The sequence below is a fragment of the Curtobacterium oceanosedimentum genome (assembly GCF_040545555.1).
GTDB lineage: Bacteria > Actinomycetota > Actinomycetes > Actinomycetales > Microbacteriaceae > Curtobacterium.
Genome location: NZ_JBEPMD010000006.1, coordinates 118,836 through 142,063 on the forward strand (window position 1 = coordinate 118,836; position 23,228 = coordinate 142,063).

General features: G+C 72.3%; 17 protein-coding genes, 1 tRNA gene and 1 other RNA gene. 3 read left to right on the top strand and 16 right to left on the bottom strand.

Features of this window, described 5'->3' with window-relative positions; genetic code table 11:
• Nucleotides 1-18: 18 nt before the first annotated feature.
• The 12 genes from ABIC52_RS08290 to ffs form a co-directional block, all read right to left on the bottom strand.
• The gene (locus ABIC52_RS08290; protein WP_126891661.1) at nt 19-1,056 is read right to left on the bottom strand and encodes an LLM class flavin-dependent oxidoreductase; all 1,038 of its coding nucleotides are present in this window, start codon (nt 1,054-1,056) and stop codon (nt 19-21) included.
• A gap of 121 nt (nt 1,057-1,177) precedes the next feature.
• Nucleotides 1,178-1,813 (bottom strand): thymidine kinase, encoded by a 636-nt coding sequence (locus tag ABIC52_RS08295; RefSeq protein ID WP_126891660.1) that lies wholly within the window; start codon nt 1,811-1,813, stop codon nt 1,178-1,180.
• Nucleotides 1,813-2,514: a response regulator transcription factor gene (locus ABIC52_RS08300; RefSeq protein ID WP_238638176.1), complete on the bottom strand. Its 702-nt coding sequence runs from the start codon at nt 2,512-2,514 to the stop codon at nt 1,813-1,815. Before ABIC52_RS08300 ends, ABIC52_RS08295 begins: the two co-directional genes overlap by 1 nt.
• On the bottom strand, nt 2,501-3,679 hold the full coding sequence (locus ABIC52_RS08305; RefSeq protein WP_209678464.1) for a hypothetical protein: 1,179 nt from the start codon (nt 3,677-3,679) through the stop codon (nt 2,501-2,503). Before ABIC52_RS08305 ends, ABIC52_RS08300 begins: the two co-directional genes overlap by 14 nt.
• Nucleotides 3,676-4,968, bottom strand: coding sequence for a sensor histidine kinase (locus ABIC52_RS08310; protein WP_126891658.1), 1,293 nt, complete (start codon nt 4,966-4,968; stop codon nt 3,676-3,678). Before ABIC52_RS08310 ends, ABIC52_RS08305 begins: the two co-directional genes overlap by 4 nt.
• Before the next feature lie 157 nt (nt 4,969-5,125).
• A complete protein-coding gene (locus ABIC52_RS08315; RefSeq protein ID WP_354027078.1) occupies nt 5,126-6,340 on the bottom strand; it encodes an Rv2578c family radical SAM protein in 1,215 nt (404 codons plus the stop codon).
• A 56-nt stretch (nt 6,341-6,396) separates the two neighbouring features.
• Nucleotides 6,397-7,884 (bottom strand): malate:quinone oxidoreductase, encoded by a 1,488-nt coding sequence (locus ABIC52_RS08320; RefSeq protein WP_209824166.1) that lies wholly within the window; start codon nt 7,882-7,884, stop codon nt 6,397-6,399.
• A 113-nt stretch (nt 7,885-7,997) separates the two neighbouring features.
• On the bottom strand, nt 7,998-9,047 hold the full coding sequence (locus ABIC52_RS08325; protein ID WP_209824167.1) for an aspartate-semialdehyde dehydrogenase: 1,050 nt from the start codon (nt 9,045-9,047) through the stop codon (nt 7,998-8,000).
• Between the two features lie 37 nt (nt 9,048-9,084).
• Nucleotides 9,085-10,350: an aspartate kinase gene (locus ABIC52_RS08330; protein WP_209678473.1), complete on the bottom strand. Its 1,266-nt coding sequence runs from the start codon at nt 10,348-10,350 to the stop codon at nt 9,085-9,087.
• A gap of 121 nt (nt 10,351-10,471) precedes the next feature.
• Complete coding sequence (recR, locus tag ABIC52_RS08335; RefSeq protein WP_126891653.1) at nt 10,472-11,071, bottom strand: recombination mediator RecR; 600 nt, start codon at nt 11,069-11,071, stop codon at nt 10,472-10,474.
• On the bottom strand, nt 11,071-14,091 hold the full coding sequence (locus tag ABIC52_RS08340) for a DNA polymerase III subunit gamma and tau (protein WP_354027079.1): 3,021 nt from the start codon (nt 14,089-14,091) through the stop codon (nt 11,071-11,073). Before ABIC52_RS08340 ends, recR begins: the two co-directional genes overlap by 1 nt.
• Nucleotides 14,092-14,254: 163 nt before the next feature.
• An RNA gene (gene ffs, locus ABIC52_RS08345) (signal recognition particle sRNA small type) lies at nt 14,255-14,351 on the bottom strand.
• 36 nt (nt 14,352-14,387) lie between these two features.
• Between ffs and ABIC52_RS08350 the strand changes: the two genes are divergently transcribed.
• Nucleotides 14,388-15,062, top strand: a complete 675-nt coding sequence (locus ABIC52_RS08350) for an SDR family oxidoreductase (RefSeq protein ID WP_354027080.1) — start codon at nt 14,388-14,390, stop codon at nt 15,060-15,062.
• A 32-nt stretch (nt 15,063-15,094) separates the two neighbouring features.
• Here the strand turns inward: ABIC52_RS08350 and ABIC52_RS08355 are convergent, their stop codons facing one another.
• Together ABIC52_RS08355 and pta are read right to left on the bottom strand one after the other, a co-directional pair.
• A complete protein-coding gene (locus ABIC52_RS08355; protein ID WP_354027081.1) occupies nt 15,095-16,291 on the bottom strand; it encodes an acetate/propionate family kinase in 1,197 nt (398 codons plus the stop codon).
• Nucleotides 16,292-16,393: 102 nt separating this feature from the next.
• Nucleotides 16,394-18,502, bottom strand: a complete 2,109-nt coding sequence (gene pta, locus ABIC52_RS08360; RefSeq protein ID WP_354027082.1) for a phosphate acetyltransferase — start codon at nt 18,500-18,502, stop codon at nt 16,394-16,396.
• Between the two features lie 122 nt (nt 18,503-18,624).
• Here pta and ABIC52_RS08365 point away from each other — a divergent pair.
• Both ABIC52_RS08365 and ABIC52_RS08370 read left to right on the top strand, forming a co-directional pair.
• Nucleotides 18,625-18,712: transfer RNA gene (locus ABIC52_RS08365), tRNA-Ser, on the top strand.
• 289 nt (nt 18,713-19,001) lie between these two features.
• Complete coding sequence (locus tag ABIC52_RS08370; protein ID WP_209824169.1) at nt 19,002-19,646, top strand: hypothetical protein; 645 nt, start codon at nt 19,002-19,004, stop codon at nt 19,644-19,646.
• Nucleotides 19,647-19,682: 36 nt separating this feature from the next.
• Here ABIC52_RS08370 and ABIC52_RS08375 read toward each other — a convergent pair whose 3' ends face one another.
• Together ABIC52_RS08375 and ABIC52_RS08380 are read right to left on the bottom strand one after the other, a co-directional pair.
• Entirely contained in the window at nt 19,683-21,662 is a 1,980-nt protein-coding gene (locus ABIC52_RS08375) for a helicase HerA-like domain-containing protein (protein ID WP_354027083.1), read from the bottom strand.
• A gap of 75 nt (nt 21,663-21,737) precedes the next feature.
• Nucleotides 21,738-22,994, bottom strand: coding sequence for a multidrug effflux MFS transporter (locus ABIC52_RS08380; RefSeq protein WP_209824171.1), 1,257 nt, complete (start codon nt 22,992-22,994; stop codon nt 21,738-21,740).
• Nucleotides 22,995-23,228: the final 234 nt, after the last annotated feature.

Sequence of the window (23,228 nt, forward strand, 5' to 3'; positions counted from 1 at the left end):
CGTGGCGAGGCGGCCCGGCTAGACCGTGGCTCCCGCGGGCACGAGGAGCCCCTCGGCCTGCAGCGACGCCACCACGTCGAGCGCCTGGTGCCGGTAGCGCGCCTGTGCGGCCCCCGGTGCGACGATGACGCCGTCCGCGCCGGTCGACGCGACGAGCTCGTTGATCTTCGCCGCGACCTGGTCCCGCGAACCGTAGGCCTGCCGCTCCGTGCGCGCGGCGATGAACCGGCGCTCGAGGTCGGAGAACTCGTACGCACGGGCCTCCTCCATCGACACCGGCTCGGGCTTCGCGCCCTGTCGCATCCGGATGAACGAGATCATCCCGGGAGCACTCTGCTCCTCCACGACCGCCGGGTCCTCGTCGGTGACGACCTGCACGCCGATCAGCGCGTTCGGGGTCTGCCGGAAGCGGGACGGACGGAACGAGTCGCGGTAGAGCGCGAGTGCCGCCTCGGTGTTGTCCGACGCGAAGTGGTGCGCGAAGGCGAACGAGACCCCGAGTGCACCGGCGACCTGCGCGCTGTAGCCCGAGGAGCCGAGCAGCCAGAACTCGGGCACGTCGCCGTAGCCCGGCACGGCGCGGATGCGTGACAGCGGGTTCGACGCGTCCATGCCGGTGAAGAAGCCGATGAGGTCCGCGAGCTGCTGCGGGAAGTCGTCGACGTCGAGCCGGTCGGTGCGACGCAGGGCCATCGCGGTCGCGCCGTCGGTCCCGGGGGCCCGTCCGATGCCGAGGTCGACGCGGTCGCCGTAGAGCGCCCGCAGCGTGCCGAACTGCTCGGCGATCACGAGCGGCGCGTGGTTCGGCAGCATCACGCCGCCGGAACCGATCCGGATCCGCGACGTCGCGGCCCCCACCGCGCTGAGCAGGACGGCGGGCGCGGACGAGGTGATGCCCGGCATGCCGTGGTGCTCCGCCACCCAGACGCGCTCGTACCCGAGCTGCTCGGCGTGCACGGCCATGTCGATCGAGCCCTGCAGGGCCTCGGTGTTCGACTGGCCGTACTCGCGGGTGGCCAGGTCGAGGACGGACAGGTGCACGGTGGCGTCGCTCATGCGGACGTCAACCGTCGCCGGCGTGCGCGCATTCCGCACCACGGGACGGACGGGAGGCGCGTGGCGGCGCTGCGCCGCGCCTCCCGTCCGTCGGCGGGTCATCTGACGGACGTGGGCCGGGTCAGTGCGCGAGCTCGCCGTCGAGCCGTCCGCCGGACTCGCTGAGGTAGCAGTTCGCGCACAGCGACTCGTACGTGACGTCGACGCCGTCGATCGCGACCTGCGACCCGTCGAAGACGAAGTGACCGTCGACCTTCCGGGCGTTGAAGACGGCCTTGCGACCGCAGCGGCAGATGGTCTTGAGCTCCTCGAGCGAGTGCGCGACCTCGAGCAGCCGGGCGCTGCCGGGGAACGCCTCGGTGCGGAAGTCGGTGCGGATGCCGTAGGCGAGCACGGGGACCTCGTCGAGCACGGCGACGCGGAGCAGGTCGTCGACCTGTCGCGGGGTGAGGAACTGCGCCTCGTCGACGAGCACGCAGCTCACCGGGCGCACCATGCCGTCGAGCCGGTCCGACTCGGGGTCGCTCGCACCGGCCTCGGCGACCGCCGCACGGACGTCGTCGTGCGGGGCGAGGACGACGTCGACCGTCCGGGTGACACCGAGACGGGAGACGATCTCGCGGTCGCCCTTGGTGTCGACCGACGGCTTCGCCAGCAGGACGCGCTGCCCGCGCTCCTCGTAGTTGAACGCCGCCTGCAGCAGCCCGGTGCTCTTGCCGCTGTTCATCGCGCCGTACCGGAAGTAGAGCTTCGCCACTACGCGAGGAACCCGTCCTCGGCGGCGCGGCGGATGAGGTCCGACTTCTTCGACGCGGGACGTCCCACCTTGCTGTACTTCTCGCGCACGCGACGCAGGTACGTCTTGGCGGTCTCGTACTGCACGTTCATCTGCGCGGCGACCTCGTTGGTCGAGTAGCCGGACACGTACAGGCGGAGTGCCTCTTCCTCACCCGCGCTGAGCTTCGGCCGCTGGTGCGCGCTCGCGCCGGTCGGCAGCGGCCGCCAGTCGCGCTGCGGCGGGGTCTCGCGGGAGACCCCCATGACCTCGCGCGCGACGTCCATGACCTCGCGCATCGGCAGCGACTTCGACAGGAACGCGGCCGCGCCGGCTGCGAGCGCGCGGTCGCGCGACTCACGGCTGTCGACGCTCGACAGCACGATGACCTTCGCGCCGGCGGCCCGGCAGGTGCGGACGCGCGCCTCGATCGACACCGGCTCCTTGAGCTGGAAGTCGAGGAACACGAGGTCCGTCGGGAAGTTCTCGCTGTGCACCATCTCGAGCCACGTGTGCGCGGTCAGGGCGAGATCGAAGTCGAAGGCGTTCACGGCGATCCAGCTCGACAGGCTGTCGAGCAGCACCTCGTGGTCGTCGAGGATCGCCAGCCGCACGCGTCGGGTTCCGGGCTGCGGGAGCGCGGGCACGCCCTCCGTGGTCCGGTTCGGGTCAGTGCTGGTCATAGGAGAACCTTAGTGCGAGGGACGATGGGCGGACGGCGACGTCGAGGTCGGGGAAGGTCACGCGGAGGACCGCGAAGTACGGGTCGAACGTCCGGTGGATGCCGACGTCGGAGTCGTCGACCGCGAGCTCCAGGCGGACCTCGACCCGCTCGGGAGGGGACCCCGGTTCCTCCGCACGGCGCACGACGGCGCGGAAGCGTGCCGGGTCGACGGTCGCTGCGCCGAGTGCCGCGCGGAGGAAGGTGCGGACCACCGTGCGCTGGTCGGTGTCGAGCGTCGCGACGAGGCCGTCCGGGTCGTCGACCGACTCCACCGACCCACCGTCGACGGTCACCGCGTACTCGAACCAGGTCCGGTCGGCGTCGGCGACCATGGCGCGCCGGATGCCGTCCGCGATGGCACGGGCGCGTGCACGGTCGGCGTCGGTGATCACCTCGCTGGTCCGGAGCTCGGTGAGGAACGGGGCGACGTCACGGCTGAGGATGACGGACCGGTCCTGCTGCACGCTCGCCGCGATGCCGTCCCGCTCGGCGCGCGCGACGGAGTACGAGCCGGCACGGATCTGCACGCGCTCCGCCAGTCCACCGAACGTCCAGGCGAAGACGACCGATGCGCCGGTGAGGACCAGGGTGGGCGCCGCTGCGAGGAAGGCCGCGACGGCCGTGGGCACCTGGTGGGGGAACTCGGCGGCGGCGATCCCCCAGGCCGCGGCGTCGACCGCGGCGAGGACGATCCCGCCGACCGCCAGGTCGCGCCACGGTCGGTAGGGCGCGACCATGACGATGCCGGTCGCGGTGAGCACGGACATGAAGTCGTTCATCGCGTTGCGGTCCGGCCCCCACTGCGCGGCGACGCTGGCGATCGTCGCGGCTCCGAGCAGCACGACGTGGAGCACGTAGGCCCAGCGCGGGAAGGGAGCACGGAACGGCGAGGAGGCCGTGACGACGACCGCCGCGGACGCCGCCAGCAGCAGCACCGTGAGCGCACTGAGGGTCGGGCTCCCGACCACATCGCGGTCGAACACCGAGACGAGGAGTGCCCACAGGATGCCGGCGGCACCGAGCAGCACCGCGAGCGGACGGGACCCCATGGCGCCGAGCGGGTCCCACTGCTGCGCCGTCCGGGCACTCCGGACCGCCGCGCGCACCGCGTCGACGCGGCTCACCGGGTGGTCCCCCGATCGGACTCGCCGGTCACGGCGTAGGAGGCGGCGCCGCTGGTCCGGAGGCCGCCGGACCGCATGCCACCGGTGCCCGCTCCGTCGGCACGAGCGGTGTCCTCGCGCGTGTAGGGGACGGTCATCATCACGCTGGTGCCGGAGCCCGGCGACGACCAGACCTGCACGTCACCGCCGACACGACCGATGCGTTCGCGGACCGAGCCGCGCAGCCCCATCCGGTCGTTCCCGGTCTCCTGCTCGTCGAACCCGCGGCCGTCGTCGACCACCATGACGGTGCACGACGCACCGTCGTCGAAGACGCTGACCTCGGCGGCATCGGTGCCGGCGTGCTTCCGGACGTTCGCCAGGCACTGTCCCACGGCACGCAGCAGGGCGGTCGTCGCGGACGGGTCGAGCCGCACCAGGGCACCGGGGTCCCCGGTCACCGTGACCGTGAGGCCCTGGGCACGGTACTCGTCGACCATCGCGGTGAACGCGGTACCGGCAGCAGCCGGGTCCGGCTCGTCGGACCGCTCGGCCGGAGCCAGCCACTGCTTGCCGGTGAGCATCGCGACGTCGGCCTCGACGGTCCGCGCCAGCTGGGGGTCCATCGGTCCGTCGGGTGCCAGGGCGATGGCCCCGAGGTGGTTCAGGACGGTGTCGTGCAGGATCGCCGCGGCCTCGGCCTCGACACCGGCGCGGTAGGCGGACACGTGCTCCTCGCGCGCGGAGCGGAGCAGCTCGGGCTGGACGCGCTCGGACCGCGCGGTGTTCCGACTGGTGAAGAGCACGAGGGCGACCACGAACCCCAGCGTGATCCAGGCGAGCACGAGCGGCCGGGGCGGCCCGCCGGACTGCAGCACGGCGATCCCCGTCGCGAGCCGGCCGACCAGGAACCCGCCGATCGACCAGACGACGACGCGGCTCGCGACCGCGCCGGCGCCGCCCACGAGCACGAGCGGGATCACCGCGAGCGACAGCAGGTAGCTCGTCACCCATCCCGCAGGGACCTCGCGTTGCACGATCGTCGTGAACCACCACGTGCACACCCCACCGGTGAGCAGGAACGCCACGGCCGAGCGCCAGGTGGCGAACTGCACGTGCACGCCGATCATCGCCAGCATCGGCAGGAGTGCGAGCACGGCCCCGGCGACCCGCACGTCGGGCTCGGCCAGACGGTACAGCAGCAGCGTGACGGCGGCGGCGACGACGGAACCGATCGCCGCAGCGTGGAACGCGCGCACGGTCGACCACGCGTTCACTCGCGGAGCGAGGTGCGTGGGGATGCCGAGCACGGGTCGAAGGTCCTTCCGGGAGTCGTCCGGTCGCCGTACCACGCGGCCGGTCAGGGCCGAGCGTGTACCCCGAAACGAGCACGATCCGGCGACCCGCTCGATGCTACCGCCGATCACCGACACAGGGTGTCCCCCGAACGCGGAAGGTGGACGCTCGTCAGAACAGGGTCGGCCCGGTCCCGCTGCCGACCGCTGCCACCGCGGCGCCACGTCGGTCGAAGCCGGGGTCCGCGCGCTTGAGCGGTGACGAGGTCGGGCGGGACTGCTCGTCGAGTGACACCGGGACGCGGTACCCGTTCGTGATGCGAGCGCCGGTCACCCCGGACGGCCCGCCGGACGCTGCGGCCGAGACCGTGCTGTCCGGCACGAGGTGCGCCTGTTCACTGAAGCCCATCGACCCGGTCGTGGGGTCGACCCGGCCGAGCCCGAGACCGTGCGCGGCGAGGATCGGGCGCACCCGGTCCGCGAGCCAGCGCCGGTAGTCGGCGGGCGCGTACGTGTTGTCGAGGTACATCGACCGGTAGCGGGCGACGAGGTCGGGGCGCGTCCGCTGCAGCCACGCGGCCCACCACGGCTTGACGCCCGGGCGCAGGTGCAGCGCGGAGTACGTGACGCTGGAGGCGCCCGCGTCGGCCGCCCGACCGATCGCCTGGTCGAGGTGCGCGCGGGTGTCCGTGATGAACGGGAGCACCGGCATGAGGAAGACCGAGCACTCGAGCCCGGCGTCACGGATCGCCCGCACGGTCGCGAGTCGGGCGGCGGTCGTCGGGGTCCCCGGCTCGACCTGCTGCTGCAGCTCGTCGTCGTACACCGCGATGGACATCGCCAGGTCGACCGGCACGCTCCGTGCCGCCTCGACCAGCAGGGGCAGGTCCCGCCGCAGCAGCGTGCCCTTCGTCAGGATGCTGAAGGGCGTCCCCGACTCGGCCAGCGCACGGATCACGCCGGGCATCAGGCGGTAGCGCCCCTCGGCCCGCTGGTACGGGTCGGTGTTCGTGCCGAGCGCGACGGGGTGACGGTCCCACGTCGGCTTCCGGAGCTCACGACGCAGGACGTCGGCCACGTTCGTCTTGACGACGATCTGTTGGTCGAAGTCCGCGCCCCCGTCGAACTCGAGGTAGGTGTGGGTGGGCCGGGCGAAGCAGTAGACGCACGCGTGGCTGCACCCGCGGTAGGGGTTGATGGTCCACCCGTAGGTCCCGCTCCCGTCGGCCGCCGGCACCCGGTTCAGGGCACTCTTCGCCAGGACCTCGTGGAAGGTCACGCCGGCGAACTCCGGCGTGGTGACGCTGCGCACCAGCCCGCTGTTCGACTCGAGCCCGGGGAGTGCTCCGTCGTGCTCCGCCCCGATCGCCTGCCCGCTCCACCGCATGCCCTCATTCGAACACACGTTCGAACGACCTGCAAGTCCCCGGGCGGCCCAGGACGTCAGTGGTGCAGGCCGAGGACCTTCGCGGTGTGCTCGAGCGTCTCGTCGGCGAGCTGCGGATCGGCCCCGAGGTCCTTGCCGTACGTGGGCACCATGGTCCTGACCATCGGGACCCAGGCGTCCCATCGGTCCGGGAAGCACCGCTGCAGCATCGACAGCATGATCGGCACCGCGGTGGACGCGCCCGGGCTCGCGCCGAGCAGCCCGGCGATCGAACCGTCCGCCGAGGTGATCACCTCGGTCCCGAACTGCAGCACGCCGCCCTTCTCCCGGTCCGGCTTGATGACCTGCACGCGCTGCCCCGCCGTGATGCGGTGCCAGTCACCGGGCTCGGCCGTCGGCATGAAGTCCCGGAGCGCGTCGAACTTCGTCTGCTTCGACGCGAGGAGCTGCCCCACCAGGTACCGGACCAGGTCGAAGTTCGAGAACGCCACGCTGAGCATCGGGCGGAGGTTGTGCGGACGGATCGAGCGGAAGAGGTCGAGCAGGGAACCCTGCTTGAGGAACTTCGGACTGAAGCCCGCGTAGGGACCGAACATCAGCGACGCCTTGCCGTCGACGATGCGGGTGTCGAGGTGCGGCACGGACATCGGCGGCGCCCCGACGCTCGCCTTGCCGTACACCTTCGCGGAGTGCTTCTGCACGACCTCCGGGTCGTCGGTGCGCAGGAACTCGCCCGACACCGGGAAGCCCCCGTACCCGCGGATCTCCGGGATGCCCGACTTCTGCAGCAGGTGCAGGGCGCCGCCACCGGCGCCGACGAAGACGAACTTCGCAGCGATGCGCTGCGTCGACCGGCCGATCTCGTTGCGGACGTCGAGCGCCCATCCCTCGGAGATCTTCGAGCGGGTGATCTTCCTCACCTGGTGCGACGGCTCGAACTCCACGCCCTCGATCTCGAGCCCGTCGAAGAGCTGCTGCGTGAGCGAACCGAAGTCCACGTCCGACCCGGCCGCCGAGTACGTCGCGGCGATCGGCTGGTCCTTCTTGCGGCCGGGGATGAGCGCCGGAGCCCACTTGCGGATGTGCGCCGGGTCGTCGGAGTACTCGATGCCGGCGAAGAGCGGGTGACCCTTGAGCGCCTCGTAGCGCTTGCGCATGTACTCGACGTTGTCCGCGCCCCAGACGAAGGAGATGTGCGGCGTCGGGTTGATGAAGTTCGAGGGTTGCGGCAGCGCGCCCGTCTCGACCAGGTGCGCCCAGAACTGCCGCGAGACCTGGAACTGCTCGTTCACGGTGACGGCCTTGGCGATGTCGACGTGACCGTCGGGCATCTCCGGCGTGTAGTTCAGCTCGCACAGCGCGGAGTGCCCGGTCCCGGCGTTGTTCCACGGGTTCGAGGACTCCTGCGCGACGGAGCCGAGCCGCTCGTACACGCGGATCTTCCACGTGGGTTCGAGGCGGTGGATGATGGCGCCGAGCGTGGCGCTCATGATCCCTCCCCCGACCAGGACGACGTCGATCGGATCCACCTGCTTCACTGCCACGTACCGATCCTACAAGCGCGCGCTGACAGGGTGGGCATCAACGGACGGGAGGCCCGTGGCGGTGTCGCCACGGGCCTCCCGTCCGTCAGGTGTCGTGTCGTCGACGATGGTCGCTACGCCGCGACCGCGCGGCGCTCGAGGATCGTCTCGGCGATCTGCACCGCGTTGAGCGCGGCACCCTTGCGCAGGTTGTCGTTGCTGACGAAGAGCACCAGACCGTGGCCCTCGGGTGCGGACTGGTCGGCACGGATGCGGCCGACGAAGGACGGGTCCTGGCCGGCTGCCTGCAGCGGCGTGGGGACGTCCGCGAGTTCGACGCCCGGGGCGGTGGCCAGGATCTCGGTCGCCCGCTCGGGCGACAGCGGCTGCGCGAACTCGGCGTGCACCGAGATGGAGTGGCCGGTGAACACCGGGACGCGGACGCACGTGCCCGCGACGAGCAGGTCCGGCAGTTCGAGGATCTTGCGGCTCTCGTTGCGGAGCTTCTTCTCCTCGTCGGTCTCGCCCTGGCCGTCCTCGACGATGCTGCCCGCGAGGGGGACGACGTCGAACGCGATCGGGCGCACGTACTTCACGGGCTCCGGGAAGGTGACCGCGGAACCGTCGTGGGTGAGCGCCGCGGTGTCCTGCTCGAGTGCGGCACGCGCCTGCCCGAGGAGCTCCTCGACACCGGCGAGGCCCGACCCGGACACGGCCTGGTACGTGGTCGCCACGAGGCGGCGGAGCCCTGCCTCGGTGTCGAGCACCTTGAGCACCGGCATGATCGCCATCGTCGTGCAGTTCGGGTTCGCGATGATGCCCTTCGGCGCCTCGTCGATCGCGTGCGGGTTGACCTCGCTCACGACCAGCGGCACCTCCGGGTCCATCCGCCAGGCGCTGGAGTTGTCGACGACCACCGCACCGGCGGCGGCGAACCTCGGCGCGAGGGCGCGCGACGCGGTGGCACCGGCCGAGAACAGCGCGATGTCGATGCCCGAGGGATCGGCGGTCTCGGAGTCCTCGACGACGATCTCCTCGCCGCGGAACCGCAGCGTCGTGCCGGCGGACCGGGCGCTCGCGAAGAACCGGACGTGGTCGGCCGGGAACGCACGCTCCTCGAGGAGGCGACGCATCACGGCGCCGACCTGGCCGGTGGCGCCGACGACGGCGACGGTGGTGCTCATGTGGTGCTCCTGATCGTGGATCGTCCGGGTGGCGCGCTCAGCGCCCGGTACCGGCGTAGACGACGGCTTCCTGGTCGGCGTCCAGCCCGAACGCCTGGTGCACGACGCGCATGGCCTCGTTCAGGGTGTCGGCCCGCGTCACGACCGAGATGCGGATCTCCGAGGTGGAGATCATCTCGATGTTGATGGACGCCTCGTGCAGGGCGCGGAAGAGCGCCGCGGAGACGCCGGCGTTGGTGCGCATGCCGGCACCGACGAGCGCGAGCTTGCCGATCTGGTCGTCGTACTGGATGCCCTCGTACCCGATGTCGGCCTTCGCCACCTCGAGCGCGGTCAGGACGCCCTGGCCCTGGTCCTTCGGCAGCGTGAACGAGATGTCCGTGCGCCCGGTGACCGCCTCGGACACGTTCTGCACGATCATGTCGATGTTGGCGCCGGCGCGGGCCACGATCGTGAAGATCTCAGCTGCCTTGCCGGGGGTGTCGGGCACGCCGACGACGGTGATCTTGCCCTCGGAGAGGTCTCCGGCGATGCCGGTGATGATCGGTTCTTCCACGGTTTCCCCCTCTGCAGGGTTGTAGACGATGGTGCCCTCGGCGTTGCTGAACGAGGACCGGACGTGCAGGGTGACGCCGTGCCGACGGGCGTACTCGACGGCGCGGATGTACAGGACCTTGGCGCCGGACGCGGCGAGTTCGAGCATCTCCTCGCTGGTGATCCGGTCGACCTTCTTCGCCTTCGGCACGACGCGGGGGTCCGCGGTGAAGATGCCGTCGACGTCGGTGTAGATCTCGCAGACGTCCGCGTCGAGCGCCGCGGCGAGGGCGACGGCCGTGGTGTCCGACCCGCCGCGACCGAGCGTGGTGATCTCGCCCGTCGTGCGGTTGAACCCCTGGAAGCCGGCGACGATCGCGACGTGCCCGGCGTCGAGCGCCTCGCGCACGCGCTTCGGCGTCACGTCGACGATCCGGGCCTTGCCGTGCTGCGCGTCCGTGAGCATGCCCGCCTGGCTGCCCGTGTAGGACGAGGCCTCGACCCCGAGGCTCTTGATCGCCATCGCGAGCAACGCCATCGAGATGCGCTCCCCCGCGGTCAGCAGCATGTCGAGCTCACGACCTGCGGGGATCGGCGTCACGGAGTGCGCGAGGTCGACGAGCTCGTCGGTGGTGTCGCCCATCGCGGAGACGGCCACGACGACGTCGTTGCCCGCCTTCTTCGTCTGGACGATCCGCTTCGCCACGCGCTTGATGCTCTCGGCGTCCGCGACGGACGATCCACCGAACTTCTGCACGATCAGGGCCACTGGCTGGTACTCCCGGGGACGACGGTTCCGCGACGGTCGCGCGGTCTGACAATCGTAGAGGGTGTTCCGCGGATGTTGCGTGCGAGGCGGCCTCGACGCAACGATCCTGCGCGGGCGACCGTCAGCCGCCGACCAGGCGACGGCCCTCGAAGGCGCGGCCGAGCGTGACCTCGTCCGCGTACTCCAGGTCGCCGCCGACGGGCAGGCCGGACGCCAGGCGCGTGGTGCGGATGCCCATCGGGACGAGCAGTCGGCTCAGGTAGGTCGCCGTCGCCTCGCCCTCGAGGTTCGGGTCGGTGGCGATGATCACCTCGTCCACGGTGCCGTCGGCCAGTCGCGTCATGAGCTGCTGGATGCGCAGGTCGTCCGGGCCGACACCGTCGATCGGACTGATCGCACCGCCGAGCACGTGGTAGAGCCCGCGGAACTCACGGGTGCGCTCGATCGCCGCGACGTCCTTCGCCTCCTCCACCACGCAGATGACGGTCGGCGATCGGCGCGGGTCCCGGCAGATGCTGCACCGGACGTGCTCGGTGACGTTGCCGCAGACCTCGCAGAAGCGGACCTTCTCCTTGACCTCGGCGAGGAGCTCGGAGAGCCTGGCCGGGTCGAACGACTCGGTCTGCAGGATGTGGAACGCGATGCGCTGGGCTGACTTCGGGCCGATGCCCGGCAGGCGACCGAACTCGTCGATCAGGTCCTGGACGATGCCGTCGTACATCAGGCGCCTTCCTCGTGCAGGGCGGTCTCCTCGATGAACTGCGCGCCGAGGATCTCACGGACGACCGCCTCACCGTAGCGACCGGCGACCGGTGTCCGTCGGACCTGGGGCGGGGCAGACCGCTGCGGTGCCTGGCGCTGCTGCACCGCACTGGTCTGCTGCACGCCGGTCTGGTGCGCCGCGGCCTGCTGGTGTTGCTGCGCCTCCGCGGCGCCGGACGGCTGCGGCGCCTGCCCGGGTTCGGGCCGGACCGACCGGCCGCCCGAGGAGGGCCCCGGATCGGGGAACGGCGCTCCGTCGTCGTACGGTTCGTCGTCGAGCGGGTAGTCGTCGACCGGCAGGTCGTCACGAGCCGACGGCGTCGGGGACTGCTCCGGTGTCGTCGACTGCTCCGGTGCCGTCGTCCCCGCGGGTGCCGTGTCCGCCGCGCCGGCGGTCGGCTGCTCGCTCGTCCGCGGACGTGCCGCCGCACCACCGAGCGCGGAGGCCGGACGGAGCTGCGCGGCGAGCGCCGCGTCGGCTGCGGCGTCGGACACCGGCGTGACCGGGGCGACCGGTTCTCCCGTGTCCGTGGTGCCGAACGGCGCGGACCAGCCCGGCTCCGGGTGCCCGTGGGTCGCACCTGCGGTGGGGTCGGCCGCCGGGATCGTGGCGACGACCCAGTCGGTCACCGGCCCGGTGGGTGCCGAGGCGGTCTGCTGCCGGGGCGGGTCCTGCGGCTCGGGCTGCTGCTGCGCAGGCTGCGGCTGCTGCTGCTGCTGCTGCTGCTGCTGCTGCGGAGCCTGCTGCTGAGCCGTCTGCTGCTGGACAGGCGGCTGCTGCTGGGACTGCTGCGCGGTCGGCTGCTGCTGGGCGGGACGGGCCGCTGCCGGACGCTGCTGTGCGGCAGGCTCCGACTGCGGGACGGGCTCCTGCCGGGCATCGTCCACCGCCCGTGCGACCGGCTCCGACCGCTGCTGCTGGTCGGTGCTCGCCGCCGAGGTCTGCTGCGGCTCGGACGTCCGCGCGGGCTGCTGCTGCGACGCCTGCTGCGATCCGCCGCCCGGCTGCTGGGGAGCACCGTCGCCACCGGCTCCACCGCCGGGGCGCTGCTGACCGGGGCCACGGGCGACGAACTTCACCCGCAGTCCGAGCACGTCGATGATCGCCGACCGGAGCAGCTCGCTCACGCTCGTCGACGGATCCGACATCTCCTTGAAGGACGCGACGTCCTGCTGGCTCGGGAACGTCAGGGTGAGCACGTCGTCGCGCAGGGCGGTGACCTGCGCCGTGACCACCACCGACCAAGCCGACCGTCGAGCGCGCTGGACGTGCTCGACGACCTGCGGCCAGGCGTCCCGGAGCTGCTGGAAGCCCACCGCCGCCACCGGGCGCACGACGGGCTCGTCGCCGACCGCGGTGCCCTGACCGGTGGACGACGCGTTCGCCGCTCCGGAGGGCTCGTGCGGAGCCGGGGCCGCCGGACGCTCGGTCGTCGCCCGGTCAGCATCGGCCGACGGAGCGGACCCGGCACTCGGCACGGCGGCGGCCCAGGACGCGGCCGCGTCACGCGCTGCTGCACGCGGGTCGCCGGCTCCAGCCGGCGCCGCGTCGACGTCGGAGGTGCTCGGTCGCGGCGTGGTCGGACCGCTCCCGGTCGAGCCGGGCTGCGCGGACGAACCGGGCTGCGCGGACGAGCCCGACTGCACGGACGAGCCCGACTGCACGGACGAACCCACGGGCGTCCCTGCCGGGCCGGACTGTGGCGCACGGGCGGCCGCGGGCGACGAGGCCTGTGCGCCCCTCGACGCCGTGCTCCGGTCCGCTGCCGGACCCGACGGCGCGGTCGCCACCGGCGCGTCGTGCCCGCCGACGTCACCCACGCCGACGCGCCGCTCGAGCCGTTCGACGCGCGCGAGTGCCCCGCGCTGCGTGTCGTCCGCCTCGGGCACGAGCATGCGCGCCGTCATGAGCTCGAGGTGCAGTCGCGGCGACGTCGCGCCGGTCATCTCGGTGAGTGCCCGGTTCGCGATGTCGGCGGAGCGCGACAAGGCCGTCGCGCCGAAGACGCCGGCCTGGCGCGTCATCGTGTCGAGCTCCTCCGGTGAGATCCCGCGGAGCACGGCTGCCGCGCTCTCGTTCGTCGCCGCGACCACGATGAGGTCGCGGAGGCGCTCGAGCAGGTCCTCGACGAAGCGACGCGGGTCCTGGCCGGTCTGCACCACGCGGTCGACCGCGGCGAACGCGGACGCGGGGTCCGCGACGGCCAGTGCGTCCACGACGTCGTCGAGCAGTGCCGCGTCGGTGTAGCCGAGCAGGGCGACGGCACGCTCGTAGGCGATCGCACCGTCCTCGCTGCCGGCCATGAGCTGGTCGAGCAGCGACAGGGTGTCGCGGACCGAGCCCCCGCCGGCGCGGACGACGAGCGGCAGGACGCCCGGCGCCACGGAGACCGACTCCTGCGCGCACAGCTGCTCGACGTACTCGAGCATGGTCGCCGGCGGGACCAGCCGGAACGGGTAGTGGTGCGTGCGGGAGCGGATGGTGCCGATGACCTTCTCGGGCTCGGTCGTCGCGAAGATGAACTTCACGTGCTCCGGCGGCTCCTCGACCAGCTTGAGCAGGGCGTTGAAGCCCTGCGGCGTCACCATGTGCGCCTCGTCGAGGATGAAGATCTTGTAGCGGTCGCGGGCGGGCGCGAAGACCGCTCGGTCGCGCAGGTCACGGGCGTCGTCGACACCGTTGTGGCTGGCGGCGTCGATCTCGATGACGTCGAGGGAGCCCCCGCCGCCACGGGCGAGCTCGACGCAGCTCGGGCACACGCCGCAGGGCGTGTCCGTCGGCCCCTGCTCGCAGTTGAGGCAGCGGGCGAGGATGCGTGCCGAGGTCGTCTTGCCGCACCCGCGCGGCCCGCTGAAGAGGTACGCGTGGTTGACGCGGTTCGTCCGCAGGGCGGTCCGCAGCGGGTCCGTGACCTGCGACTGACCGATCAGCTCGGCGAAGTTCTCGGGCCGGTAACGGCGATACAGGGCGGTGACCACGGGTCAAGGGTAGCCGTGACGGCCGACAGCACGACGCCCTCGGCGACCGCCTGTGGAGGCGGGTCGCGGGGCGGAGGGCCGCCGTGCCTCCCGGCCGGTGCCGGCGCTCCCGGGAAGGACGGGAGGCTCGAGGCTCCCGAGAACGGAGGACGGCTCCCGGAACGAAGAAGACTCCTCACGCACCCGCCAGAGCCCGGTTACCCTTGCTGCGTTTCCGCCCTGGGGGAGTTGGCCTGGATGGCGTCACGTGAGGAGCCTCCGGAAGTCTACCGGATGCTCCGGGCAGTATCGGACACATGAAGATCGCCATCGCCGGAGGACACGGCCAGATCGCACTGCTCCTCGCCCGCCTGATCACCGACGCGGGCCACGACGCGGTCGCGATCATCCGCAACCCCGCCCACGTGACCGACGTCGAACAGCAGGGTGCGACGGCCCTGGTCGTGGACCTGGAACAGGTGGACGACGACGAGCTGGCCCTGCGCCTCCGCGGCGTCGACGCCGTCGTCTTCGCAGCGGGAGCCGGGCCGAACAGCGGTGCGGAGCGCAAGGAGACCGTCGACCGCGACGCAGCGGTGACCCTGGCCGACGCGGCGGAGCGCATCGGCATCGACCGGTACGTGATGGTGTCGGCGATGGGGGCCGACGCCTACGACCCGGAACGCGCGGTGGTGCCGGCCCGGACCGAGGCCGACGTCTTCCAGGTGTACCTCCGGGCGAAGTCGGAGGCCGACGCGAACATCCGGATGCGGAACCTGCGCTGGACGATCATCCGGCCGGGCGCCCTGCTCGACACCCCGCCGCAGGGCACCGTCCACGTCGGGCGAACGGTGCCCCGGGGCTCGATCGCCCGCGCCGACGTCGCCGCCCTCGTCCTGCACGCGCTGCTCGACGACACCGCGGTGGGGGTGCAGTTCGAGGTGACGAGCGGCGACACGCCGATCCCCGCGGCGCTGCAGGCCCTGAGCTGACACGCGCCGGCGGCTCGCCCGGACGCCGCCCCCTACAGCGCGACGGCCGCCGACTGCCGGGCGATCTCGAGCTCCTCGTTCGTCGGGACGACCAGCACCGCGACCCGCGACGAGTCGGTCGAGATGAGCCGGGCCTCCTTCGAGTGCAGCTCGTTGCGGTCGGCGTCGACCTCGATGCCCAGGTGCTCCAGCCCCGCCAGCACGCGTCGCCGGAGCAGTGCGTTGTTCTCCCCCACCCCGGCGGTGAACACGACGGCGTCCAGCCCGCCGAGCTGCGCCGTGTAGGCGCCGACGTACCGACGGATGCGGTGCCGGTACACGGCGAGCGCCGCCTCGGCCTCGTCGTCGCCGCCGAGCGCGGCGTCCTGCACGTCACGCATGTCCCCGTTGCCGGTCAGCCCGAGCAGGCCGGACCGCTTGTTGAGCATCGTGTCGAGGTCGTCGAAGGACATGCCGGCCTCGCGGTGCAGGTGGATGAGCACGGCCGGGTCGAGGTCGCCGGAGCGCGTGCCCATCACGAGGCCCTCGAGCGGCGTGAGCCCCATCGACGTCTCGATCGACCGTCCACCGTCGATCGCCGCGGCCGACGCACCGTTGCCCAGGTGGAGCACGATCGTCTTCAGCTCGGACAGCGGGCGGCCGAGGAACTCCGCCGTCTGCTCGGACACGTACTTGTGGCTCGTGCCGTGCATCCCGTAGCGGCGGATCCGGTACCGCTCGGCGAGGTCGGCCGGGATCGCGTAGGTGTAGGCGTGCGGCGGCATCGTCTGGTGGAACGCGGTGTCGAACACGGCGACGTGCGGCACGTCGGAGAAGACCTGCTTCGCCGCGCGGATGCCCTCGAGGTTCGCCGGGTTGTGCAGCGGCGCGAGGCTGTTCAGGTCCTCGATCTGCTGCTCGACGTCGTCGGCGACGACCGTCGCTGCGTCGAAGGTGGTCCCGCCGTGCACGACGCGGTGCCCGACGACCGCGGGCGGGTGCTCGTCGAACGACGGTCCGACCTTCGCGAAGGCGTCGATCATCGCCTGGAAGCCGGCGGCGTGGTCGGGCACGGAGGCCGCGTCGTTCGAGGACGACTCCCCCGTCAGCGCGTTGGTGTGCTTCCACGCCCCCGACGACTCACCGATGCGCTCGACGAGTCCGGAGGCGAGCGTGCGCTCGCCCTCGAGCTCGATGAGCTGGTACTTGAACGAACTCGAACCAGAGTTCACGACGAGGGCTGCGGTCACTTCGGTGGTGCCTTTCTCGGGACGGTCTGGAGGCGCGGTGCGGGCGGGTGGTCCGGGCTGCGGTCGGTCGCGGCTCGGCTCGGCCGGGTCAGGACGGGTCGGTCACGCCGCGTCGGTCGCGGTGCCGGCCTGGATCGCGGTGATCGCGACCGTGTTCACGATGTCGCTCACGAGCGCACCGCGGGACAGGTCGTTGATGGGCTTGCGGAGGCCCTGCAGGACCGGCCCGATCGCGACCGCGCCGGCCGATCGCTGCACGGCCTTGTACGTGTTGTTGCCGGTGTTGAGGTCCGGGAAGACGAACACCGTCGCCCGGCCTGCCACCGGCGAGTCCGGCATCTTGGTGCGGGCGACCGTCGGGTCGGCGGCGGCGTCGTACTGGATGGGCCCCTCGACGAGCAGGTCCGGGCGACGCTCGCGCACGAAGGCGGTCCCGGCGCGGACCTTGTCGACGTCCGCGCCGCTGCCGCTGTCCCCGGTCGAGTAGCTGAGCATGGCGACGCGGGGGTCGATGCCGAACTGCGCTGCCGTCTCGGCCGAGGAGATCGCGATGTCGGCGAGCTGCTCGCTGGTCGGGTCGGGGATCACCGCGCAGTCGCCGTAGACGAGCACGCGGTCGGCGAGCGCCATGAGGAACACGCTCGACACGATCGAGGTGTCGGGTCGGGTCTTGATGATCTCGAAGGACGGTCGGATGGTGTGGGCGGTGGTGTGCCCCGCGCCGGAGACCATGCCGTCGGCGAGTCCGAGCTGCACCATGAGCGTGCCGAAGTAGGAGACGTCGGTGACGGTGTCCCGGGCGAGCTCGATCGACATGCCCTTGTGCGCCCGGAGCCGCGTGTACTCCTCGGCGAAGCGCTCGCGCAGCTCGGGGTCGAACGGGCTGACGAGCTGCGCGCCCTCGAGGTCCAGCCCGAGCTCGGTCGCACGGGCCCGGATCGCCGCCGGTTCGCCCAGGATCGTGAGCTCGCAGACCTGTCGCGCGAGCAGGGTCGAAGCCGCGTGCAGGATGCGGTCGTCGTCGCCCTCCGGCAGCACGATCCGCTTGCCGTACCCCCGAGCGCGGTCGAGCAGCCCGTGCTCGAACATGAGCGGGGTGACGACCCCGGACGGGGTGAGCTGCAGGCGGTCGCGGAGCGCATCGGCGTCGACGTGCTGTTCGAAGAGCGCCAGCGCGAGGTCGGCCTTGCGGGGCGAGTCCGCCGCGAGCCGCCCGCGGGTGTGCGTGATCCGGAGCGCGGTGTCGTAGGTGCCGAGCTCGTTGCGCGCGATCGGCAGCGAGCTCGACAGGCCCTCGAGCAGACGGGTGATCTGCGGCGAGGTCTCGAACCCGCCGTTGAGGATCACGCCCGCCAGGCTCGGGAAGGTCTCGGACTGGTTCGCGAGCACGGTGGCGAGGAGCACGTCGCTGCGGTCGCCCGGCACGACGACGATGCCGCCCTCGATGAGGCGGGGCAGGACGTTCTCCATGCTCATGCCGGCGACCACGGTGCCGAGGGCCTCACGCTCGAGCAGTGCTTCGTCACCGCGGACGAGCGTGGCTCCGGTCGCCTCGAGCAGCGCCCGGACGGTCGGGGCGACGAGCACGCGGTCCTCGGGGATCGCCCACACGGGGGTGTCGGGGTGGTCGTCGCGCACGGCCCGCTCGACACTGGCGACGATCGCCGGCAGGGCCTCGGGGTCGGCGCGGTTCACGACGACGCCGAGCAGCTGCGCGTGGGCTGCCCGGAGTTCGCTGGTGGTGACGTCGGCGATCTGCGCCATCGCGTCGGGCGTGCGGGCGCCGCGTTCCGCCGAGTCCCGGCCGCCGAGCACGAGCAGCACGGGCGCGCCGAGGTTCGCCGCCACCTTCGCGTTGAACGACAGTTCGGTCGGACTGCCGACGTCCGTGTAGTCCGACCCGAGGACCACCACGGCGTCGCACCGCCGCTCGACCTGGGCGAAGCGGCTCAGGATCGTGCCGAGCGCCGCGTCGGGGTCGGCGTGCACGTCGTCGTAGGTCACGCCGACGGCCTCGTCGTACGTCAGCCCCACCGCCGAGTGCTGCAGCAGCAGCTCGAGCACGTAGTCCGGCTCCGCCACCGACCGCGCGACCGGCCGGAACACGCCGACGCGTCCGACGGAGCGTGCGAGGGTCTCGAGGACTCCGAGGGCGACGGTGCTCTTGCCCGTGTGTCCTTCTGCTGACGTGATGTAGATGCGGGTCGACACCCGTCCAGGCTAGTCGCGGGCACACCGTGCGCTCTGGGAGCCGACGTGGCCGCGGAGCGACGTGGTCGTGACCACCCCCGCGAACCTGTACCATGGGGTGTCGTCACCGCGAGGTGGCGCGAGGAGAATTCGCCTAGTGGCCTATGGCGCACGCTTGGAAAGCGTGTTGGGTGCAAGCCCTCGGGGGTTCGAATCCCCCATTCTCCGCCAGCAGCACCGAAGGGCGCGTCCACCAGGACGCGCCCTTCGTCGTTCCCGGATGCTCGTCCCGACCCGGGTCGTCCCCCACTCGTGGGACACGCCCGCACCCCGCTCGGTGCGTCCTGGCCGGGAAACGCCCATCGGGGGTGGAACGGACTGTCCTCCGCCCCGTCCTGCCCCTAGTCTGTGCAGACGGACGACCCCGGGACGGGTCGGACACGGTGCAGCGGGCGGCAGGGGCGTCACCCGCGGTGGGCCACTCGGCCTGCCCACGCGCCCGAGGGGTGAGGAGACCCACGTGGGGGAAGCGACGGTGTCGGCTGCCGGGCGTCTGCGGACGCCGGTCTACGACGTGGTCCTGCGCCCGCGGCGCTCGCTCGTCCGTTCCACCGTGCTGAGCGTCGTCTGCTCCGCCGTGCCCCTCGCCGTCGCGCTCGTCTGGGTGTCGTTGCCGGAGCGCTGGTGGGCCCTCGTCGCCGGGCTCGTCGTCGCCCTCGCCGTGGCCCTCGGGGTCCTCTTCGTCCGACTCGGTCAGGCCTTCCTCGGGATCGACGCCGACGTCGTCGTCCTGAACGCCGTCCTCAGCCCCGACCGCCGCGTCGCCCGTGCCCGGATCGACCGGTTGGTCATCGCTCCGACCTACGCCACGTCGCCCGACCGGACCGCGCGCGAACTCCTCGCCTTCGACGCCGACGGGGCGCACCTCTTCCGGCTGCGCGGCGACGTCTGGGGCGACGGCGCCCTCGACCGCGTGGTCGAGGTGCTCGGTGTGCCCGTCGAGCACGAGCGCCGCCCGGTCCACGTCCGCGAGGTCGCCCGCCGTTGGCCGACGAGCCGCACCTGGTACGAGCGGCGCGGTGGCGTGCTGCTGGTCGCCGTGGCCGCGGCGTGCATCGTCGCCGGGCTGCTCGCGGTCGAGACCGTCGGCCTCCTGACCCGCTGAGCCGGACGGCCGCTCGACGGCCGTCCGACCCGATCCTCAGCGCCGCCGCCGCAGGGTCGAGAAGATGCCGCGGACGACCTCCTCGGCGATGGTCTGCCCGAGGCCGTTGCCCAGCAGCCCGCCGAGCGGGTCGTCCGCAGCCCGCCCACCGGACCGGGACGAACGCGTCGACGTCGTCCGCGACCGGCGCCTCGCCGCGGCCCGTTCCGCCCGTTCGAACTCGCGCTGCGTCCGCTCGTACTCCGCCTGTGCCGCCTTCCGGTCGCGCTCGTCCCGGGCGGCCCGTGCGGCCGCCTCCTTCGCCGCCGCGGCAGCGGCTCGGGCGGCCTCCTGCTCGGCGTCCGCCTGCGCCTGTGCGGCCGCCTCCTCCGCGGCGGCCGACTCCATCCGCGCGGCCAGGACCTCGCGGGCCGACTCGGGGTCGACCGCGGTGCCGTACCGGGCGAGGAGCGGGGACGAGGTGACCCGCGCCTCCAGGACGCCCGACGGCAGTGCGTCCATCGACCCCTGCGGTGCCCGCAGACGGGTCCACGCCACCGGCGTGGGCGCGCCGTCCTCGTTCATCACCGTCACGATCGCCTCGCCCGTCGCGAGCGAGGTCAGGACCTCCCCCAGGTCGTAGTCACTCGTCGGGTAGGTCGACACGGTCGCGCGCAGCGCCTTCGCGTCGTCCGGGGTGTGCGCCCGGAGCTGGTGCTGCACCCGCGAGCCGAGCTGCGCGAGCACGTCGTCGGGCAGGTCCTTCGGCGTCTGCGTGACGAAGACGATGCCGACGCCCTTCGACCGGATGAGCCGCACGGTGCGGACGATCTGCTCGCGGAAGTCCTTCGAGGACCCGGAGAACAGCAGGTGCGCCTCGTCGAAGAAGAACACGAGCTTCGGCGCGTCCGTGTCGCCGACCTCGGGCAGTTCGTTGAAGAGGTCCGCGAGCAGCCACATCAGGAACGTCGAGAACACCTCGGGCTGGTCCTGCACGCCCGGCACCTCGAGCAGGCTCACGATCCCGCGGCCGTCCGGGGCGGTGCGCAGGAACTCCTGCGTGTCGATCTCGGGCTCCCCGAAGAACCGGTCCGCGCCCTTGTCGGCGAAGGTCACGAGTTCACGGAGGATCACCCCGGCCGTCTGCTTCGACAGCCCGCCCAGCTCGGCCAGCTCGGCCTTGCCCTGGTCGCTCACCAGGTACGTGAGCACGGCGCGCAGGTCCGACAGGTCGACGAGCGGCAGTCCGGCGCGTTCGGCGTGGTGGAACACCAGCCCGAGCGACGACTCCTGCGTCGCGTTCAGGCCGAGCACCTTGGACAGCAGCAGCGGCCCGAAGCCGGACACGGTCGCACGGATCGGCACACCGGTGCCCTGACCGCCGAGCGAGTAGAACTCCGTCGCGCTCGCGATGCCCTGCCACCGCTGTCCGATCGCCTCGGTGCGGGCGAGGAGCTTCGCGTTCGGCTGCCCGGCCTCGGCGAGTCCGGAGAGGTCGCCCTTCACGTCGGCCGCGAACACGGGGACGCCGTTCGCGGCGATCTGCTCGGCGAGCAGCTGGAGCGTGCGGGTCTTGCCCGTGCCCGTCGCCCCGGCGACCAGGCCGTGCCGGTTGAGCATGCCGAGCGGGATCCGGACCTGGACGTCGGGCAGGGCGCTGCCGTTGACGAGGGCGCCGAACTCGAGGGCGGTGCCCTCGACGGCGTACCCGGCGCGGATCGCCTCGACCGCGTCGGGACCGAGCGGGCCGGGAGGCTCGGTGTCCGGCACCGACGCCGTCCCACCCCCGGCTGTGGTCACGTCAGGCCCCGTGGTCGCGTCGGGCTCGGTGGTCGCGTCAGGTACCGGCCCGGCGTCGGGCGGCGCCGTCACGCCGGGTGCCGCGGACGGAGTGGGCGCCGTGCCGGTCGCCCGCTCCAGCGCCGCAGCGAGCTCCTCGGCCCGTCGGGCCGCCTCGTCGGCGAGCCGTCGCGCCTCCTCGGCCGCTGCCTGCGCCGCTGCTGCCGCTGCCCGTGCCCGCTCCACCGCGTCGGTCATGTCCGCAGCATACGGACGGGGACGGTCGCCGGTCCGGGTACCCGCGAGCGCCAGCCGGCCGCGGACGGCGTCGCGTCAGTGCGAGAGCGCCGGCACCGTCCGCGGCCGCACGACCACCCAGAGCACGAGGACGGCGACCGCGGCCGTGCAGGCCATCACGGCCGCCATGGGCGTGGCCGCGGTGATCCCGAGCCACCCGACGATCGGCGACACGAGCCCGGCGACCCCGAAGTTCAGCGCGCCGAGGAGCGAGGCGGCGGTACCGGCCTCCTTGCCGTGCGCGGCGAGACCGATCACCTGCACCAGCGGGAAGGTGAACCCGCACGCGGCGATGAAGAACCACAGCGGCACGAGGACCCCGACGAGGCCGGCGCCGAGCTGGTCGAGCACCACGATCGCCACGGCGGACACGAGCAGGGTGGCGGTCGAACAGGCGAGGATCCACTGCGGGCCGACGCGCTGCGCCAGCCGGGACGACACCTGCACGCCGACGACGACGCCGATCGAGTTCACGGCGAAGAGCAGGCCGTACTGCTGCGCGTCGAGACCGTAGACCGTCTGGAACAGGAACGGCGACGCGGACAGGTACGAGAACAGTCCGCTGAAGACCATCGCCCCGATGAGCGCGACCCCGACGAAGATGCGGTCGGACAACAGGGCCTTGTAGCGCTGCCCGATCGTGGAGTGACCGGCCTCCCTGCGGCGTGCCGGCGGCAGGGTCTCCACGATGAGCAGCGACGACGCGATCACGACGGCGGCGCCGTAGCACGCGAGGAACACGAACACACCGCGCCAGCTCACGAACTGCAGCATCTGCGAGCCGATCAGCGGGGCGAGGATCGGTGCGAGGCCGTTCACCATCGCCAGGCGCGAGAGCATCCGCACGAGCGGCTTGCCGCCGAACAGGTCGCGGACGGTGGCCATCGCGACGACGCCACCCGCCGCCGCGCCCATGCCCTGCAGGACGCGGAACAGCGCGAGCACCTCGACGTCCGGCGCGAGCGCGGCACCCACCGACGCCGCGACGTGCACGGACGTGGCGATGATCAGCGGGAGGCGCCGCCCGACCTTGTCGCTCCACGGCCCGACGAGCAGCTGTCCGACCGCGAACCCGAGCGTGGTCGCGGTCAGCGTGAGCTGCACGGCGCCCTCGCTGATGCCGAACTCGCGCTCGAGCGACGGGAACGCCGGCAGGTACAGGTCGATGGTGAACGGCCCGAGCGCGGTGAGCGCGCCGAGCACGAAGACGTAGACGAGGCGCTGCCGCCGGGTGAGCGAGTCACCGGGGTGCAGCACGACGCGGAGCGAGCCGGTGGTGGCGGGCGCGGTCACGAGCGGTCCTTCACGGGGTCGGGTGCAGGAGAGACGGGATCGGGTCGGCTCGACGACGTCGAGGACGTCCACGAGCGGCCGAGGGAGCCGGACGCTGACCGGATCAGGTCGAATCGAATCGATTCGGCGTCGGAACCATCCTAGGGCCTGTGTGAGCGCTCTCGCGACGCCCGCACGGCTCGGACCGGGTCACGCTGCGCGCTCTGTCCCGTCCACGCGGTCGCCGTGCGGTAA

What these genes read in the sequence shown, in the direction of transcription:
- ABIC52_RS08315 (WP_354027078.1), bottom strand. Translation starts at nt 6,340, where the DNA reads ATGCGGTGGAGCGGGCAGGCGATCGGGGCGGAGCACGACGGAGCACTC.
- ABIC52_RS08350 (WP_354027080.1), top strand. Translation starts at nt 14,388, where the DNA reads ATGAAGATCGCCATCGCCGGAGGACACGGCCAGATCGCACTGCTCCTC.
- ABIC52_RS08375 (WP_354027083.1), bottom strand. Translation starts at nt 21,662, where the DNA reads ATGACCGACGCGGTGGAGCGGGCACGGGCAGCGGCAGCAGCGGCGCAG.
- recR (WP_126891653.1), bottom strand. Translation starts at nt 11,071, where the DNA reads ATGTACGACGGCATCGTCCAGGACCTGATCGACGAGTTCGGTCGCCTG.
- ABIC52_RS08290 (WP_126891661.1), bottom strand. Translation starts at nt 1,056, where the DNA reads ATGAGCGACGCCACCGTGCACCTGTCCGTCCTCGACCTGGCCACCCGC.
- ABIC52_RS08300 (WP_238638176.1), bottom strand. Translation starts at nt 2,514, where the DNA reads ATGACCAGCACTGACCCGAACCGGACCACGGAGGGCGTGCCCGCGCTC.
- ABIC52_RS08325 (WP_209824167.1), bottom strand. Translation starts at nt 9,047, where the DNA reads ATGAGCACCACCGTCGCCGTCGTCGGCGCCACCGGCCAGGTCGGCGCC.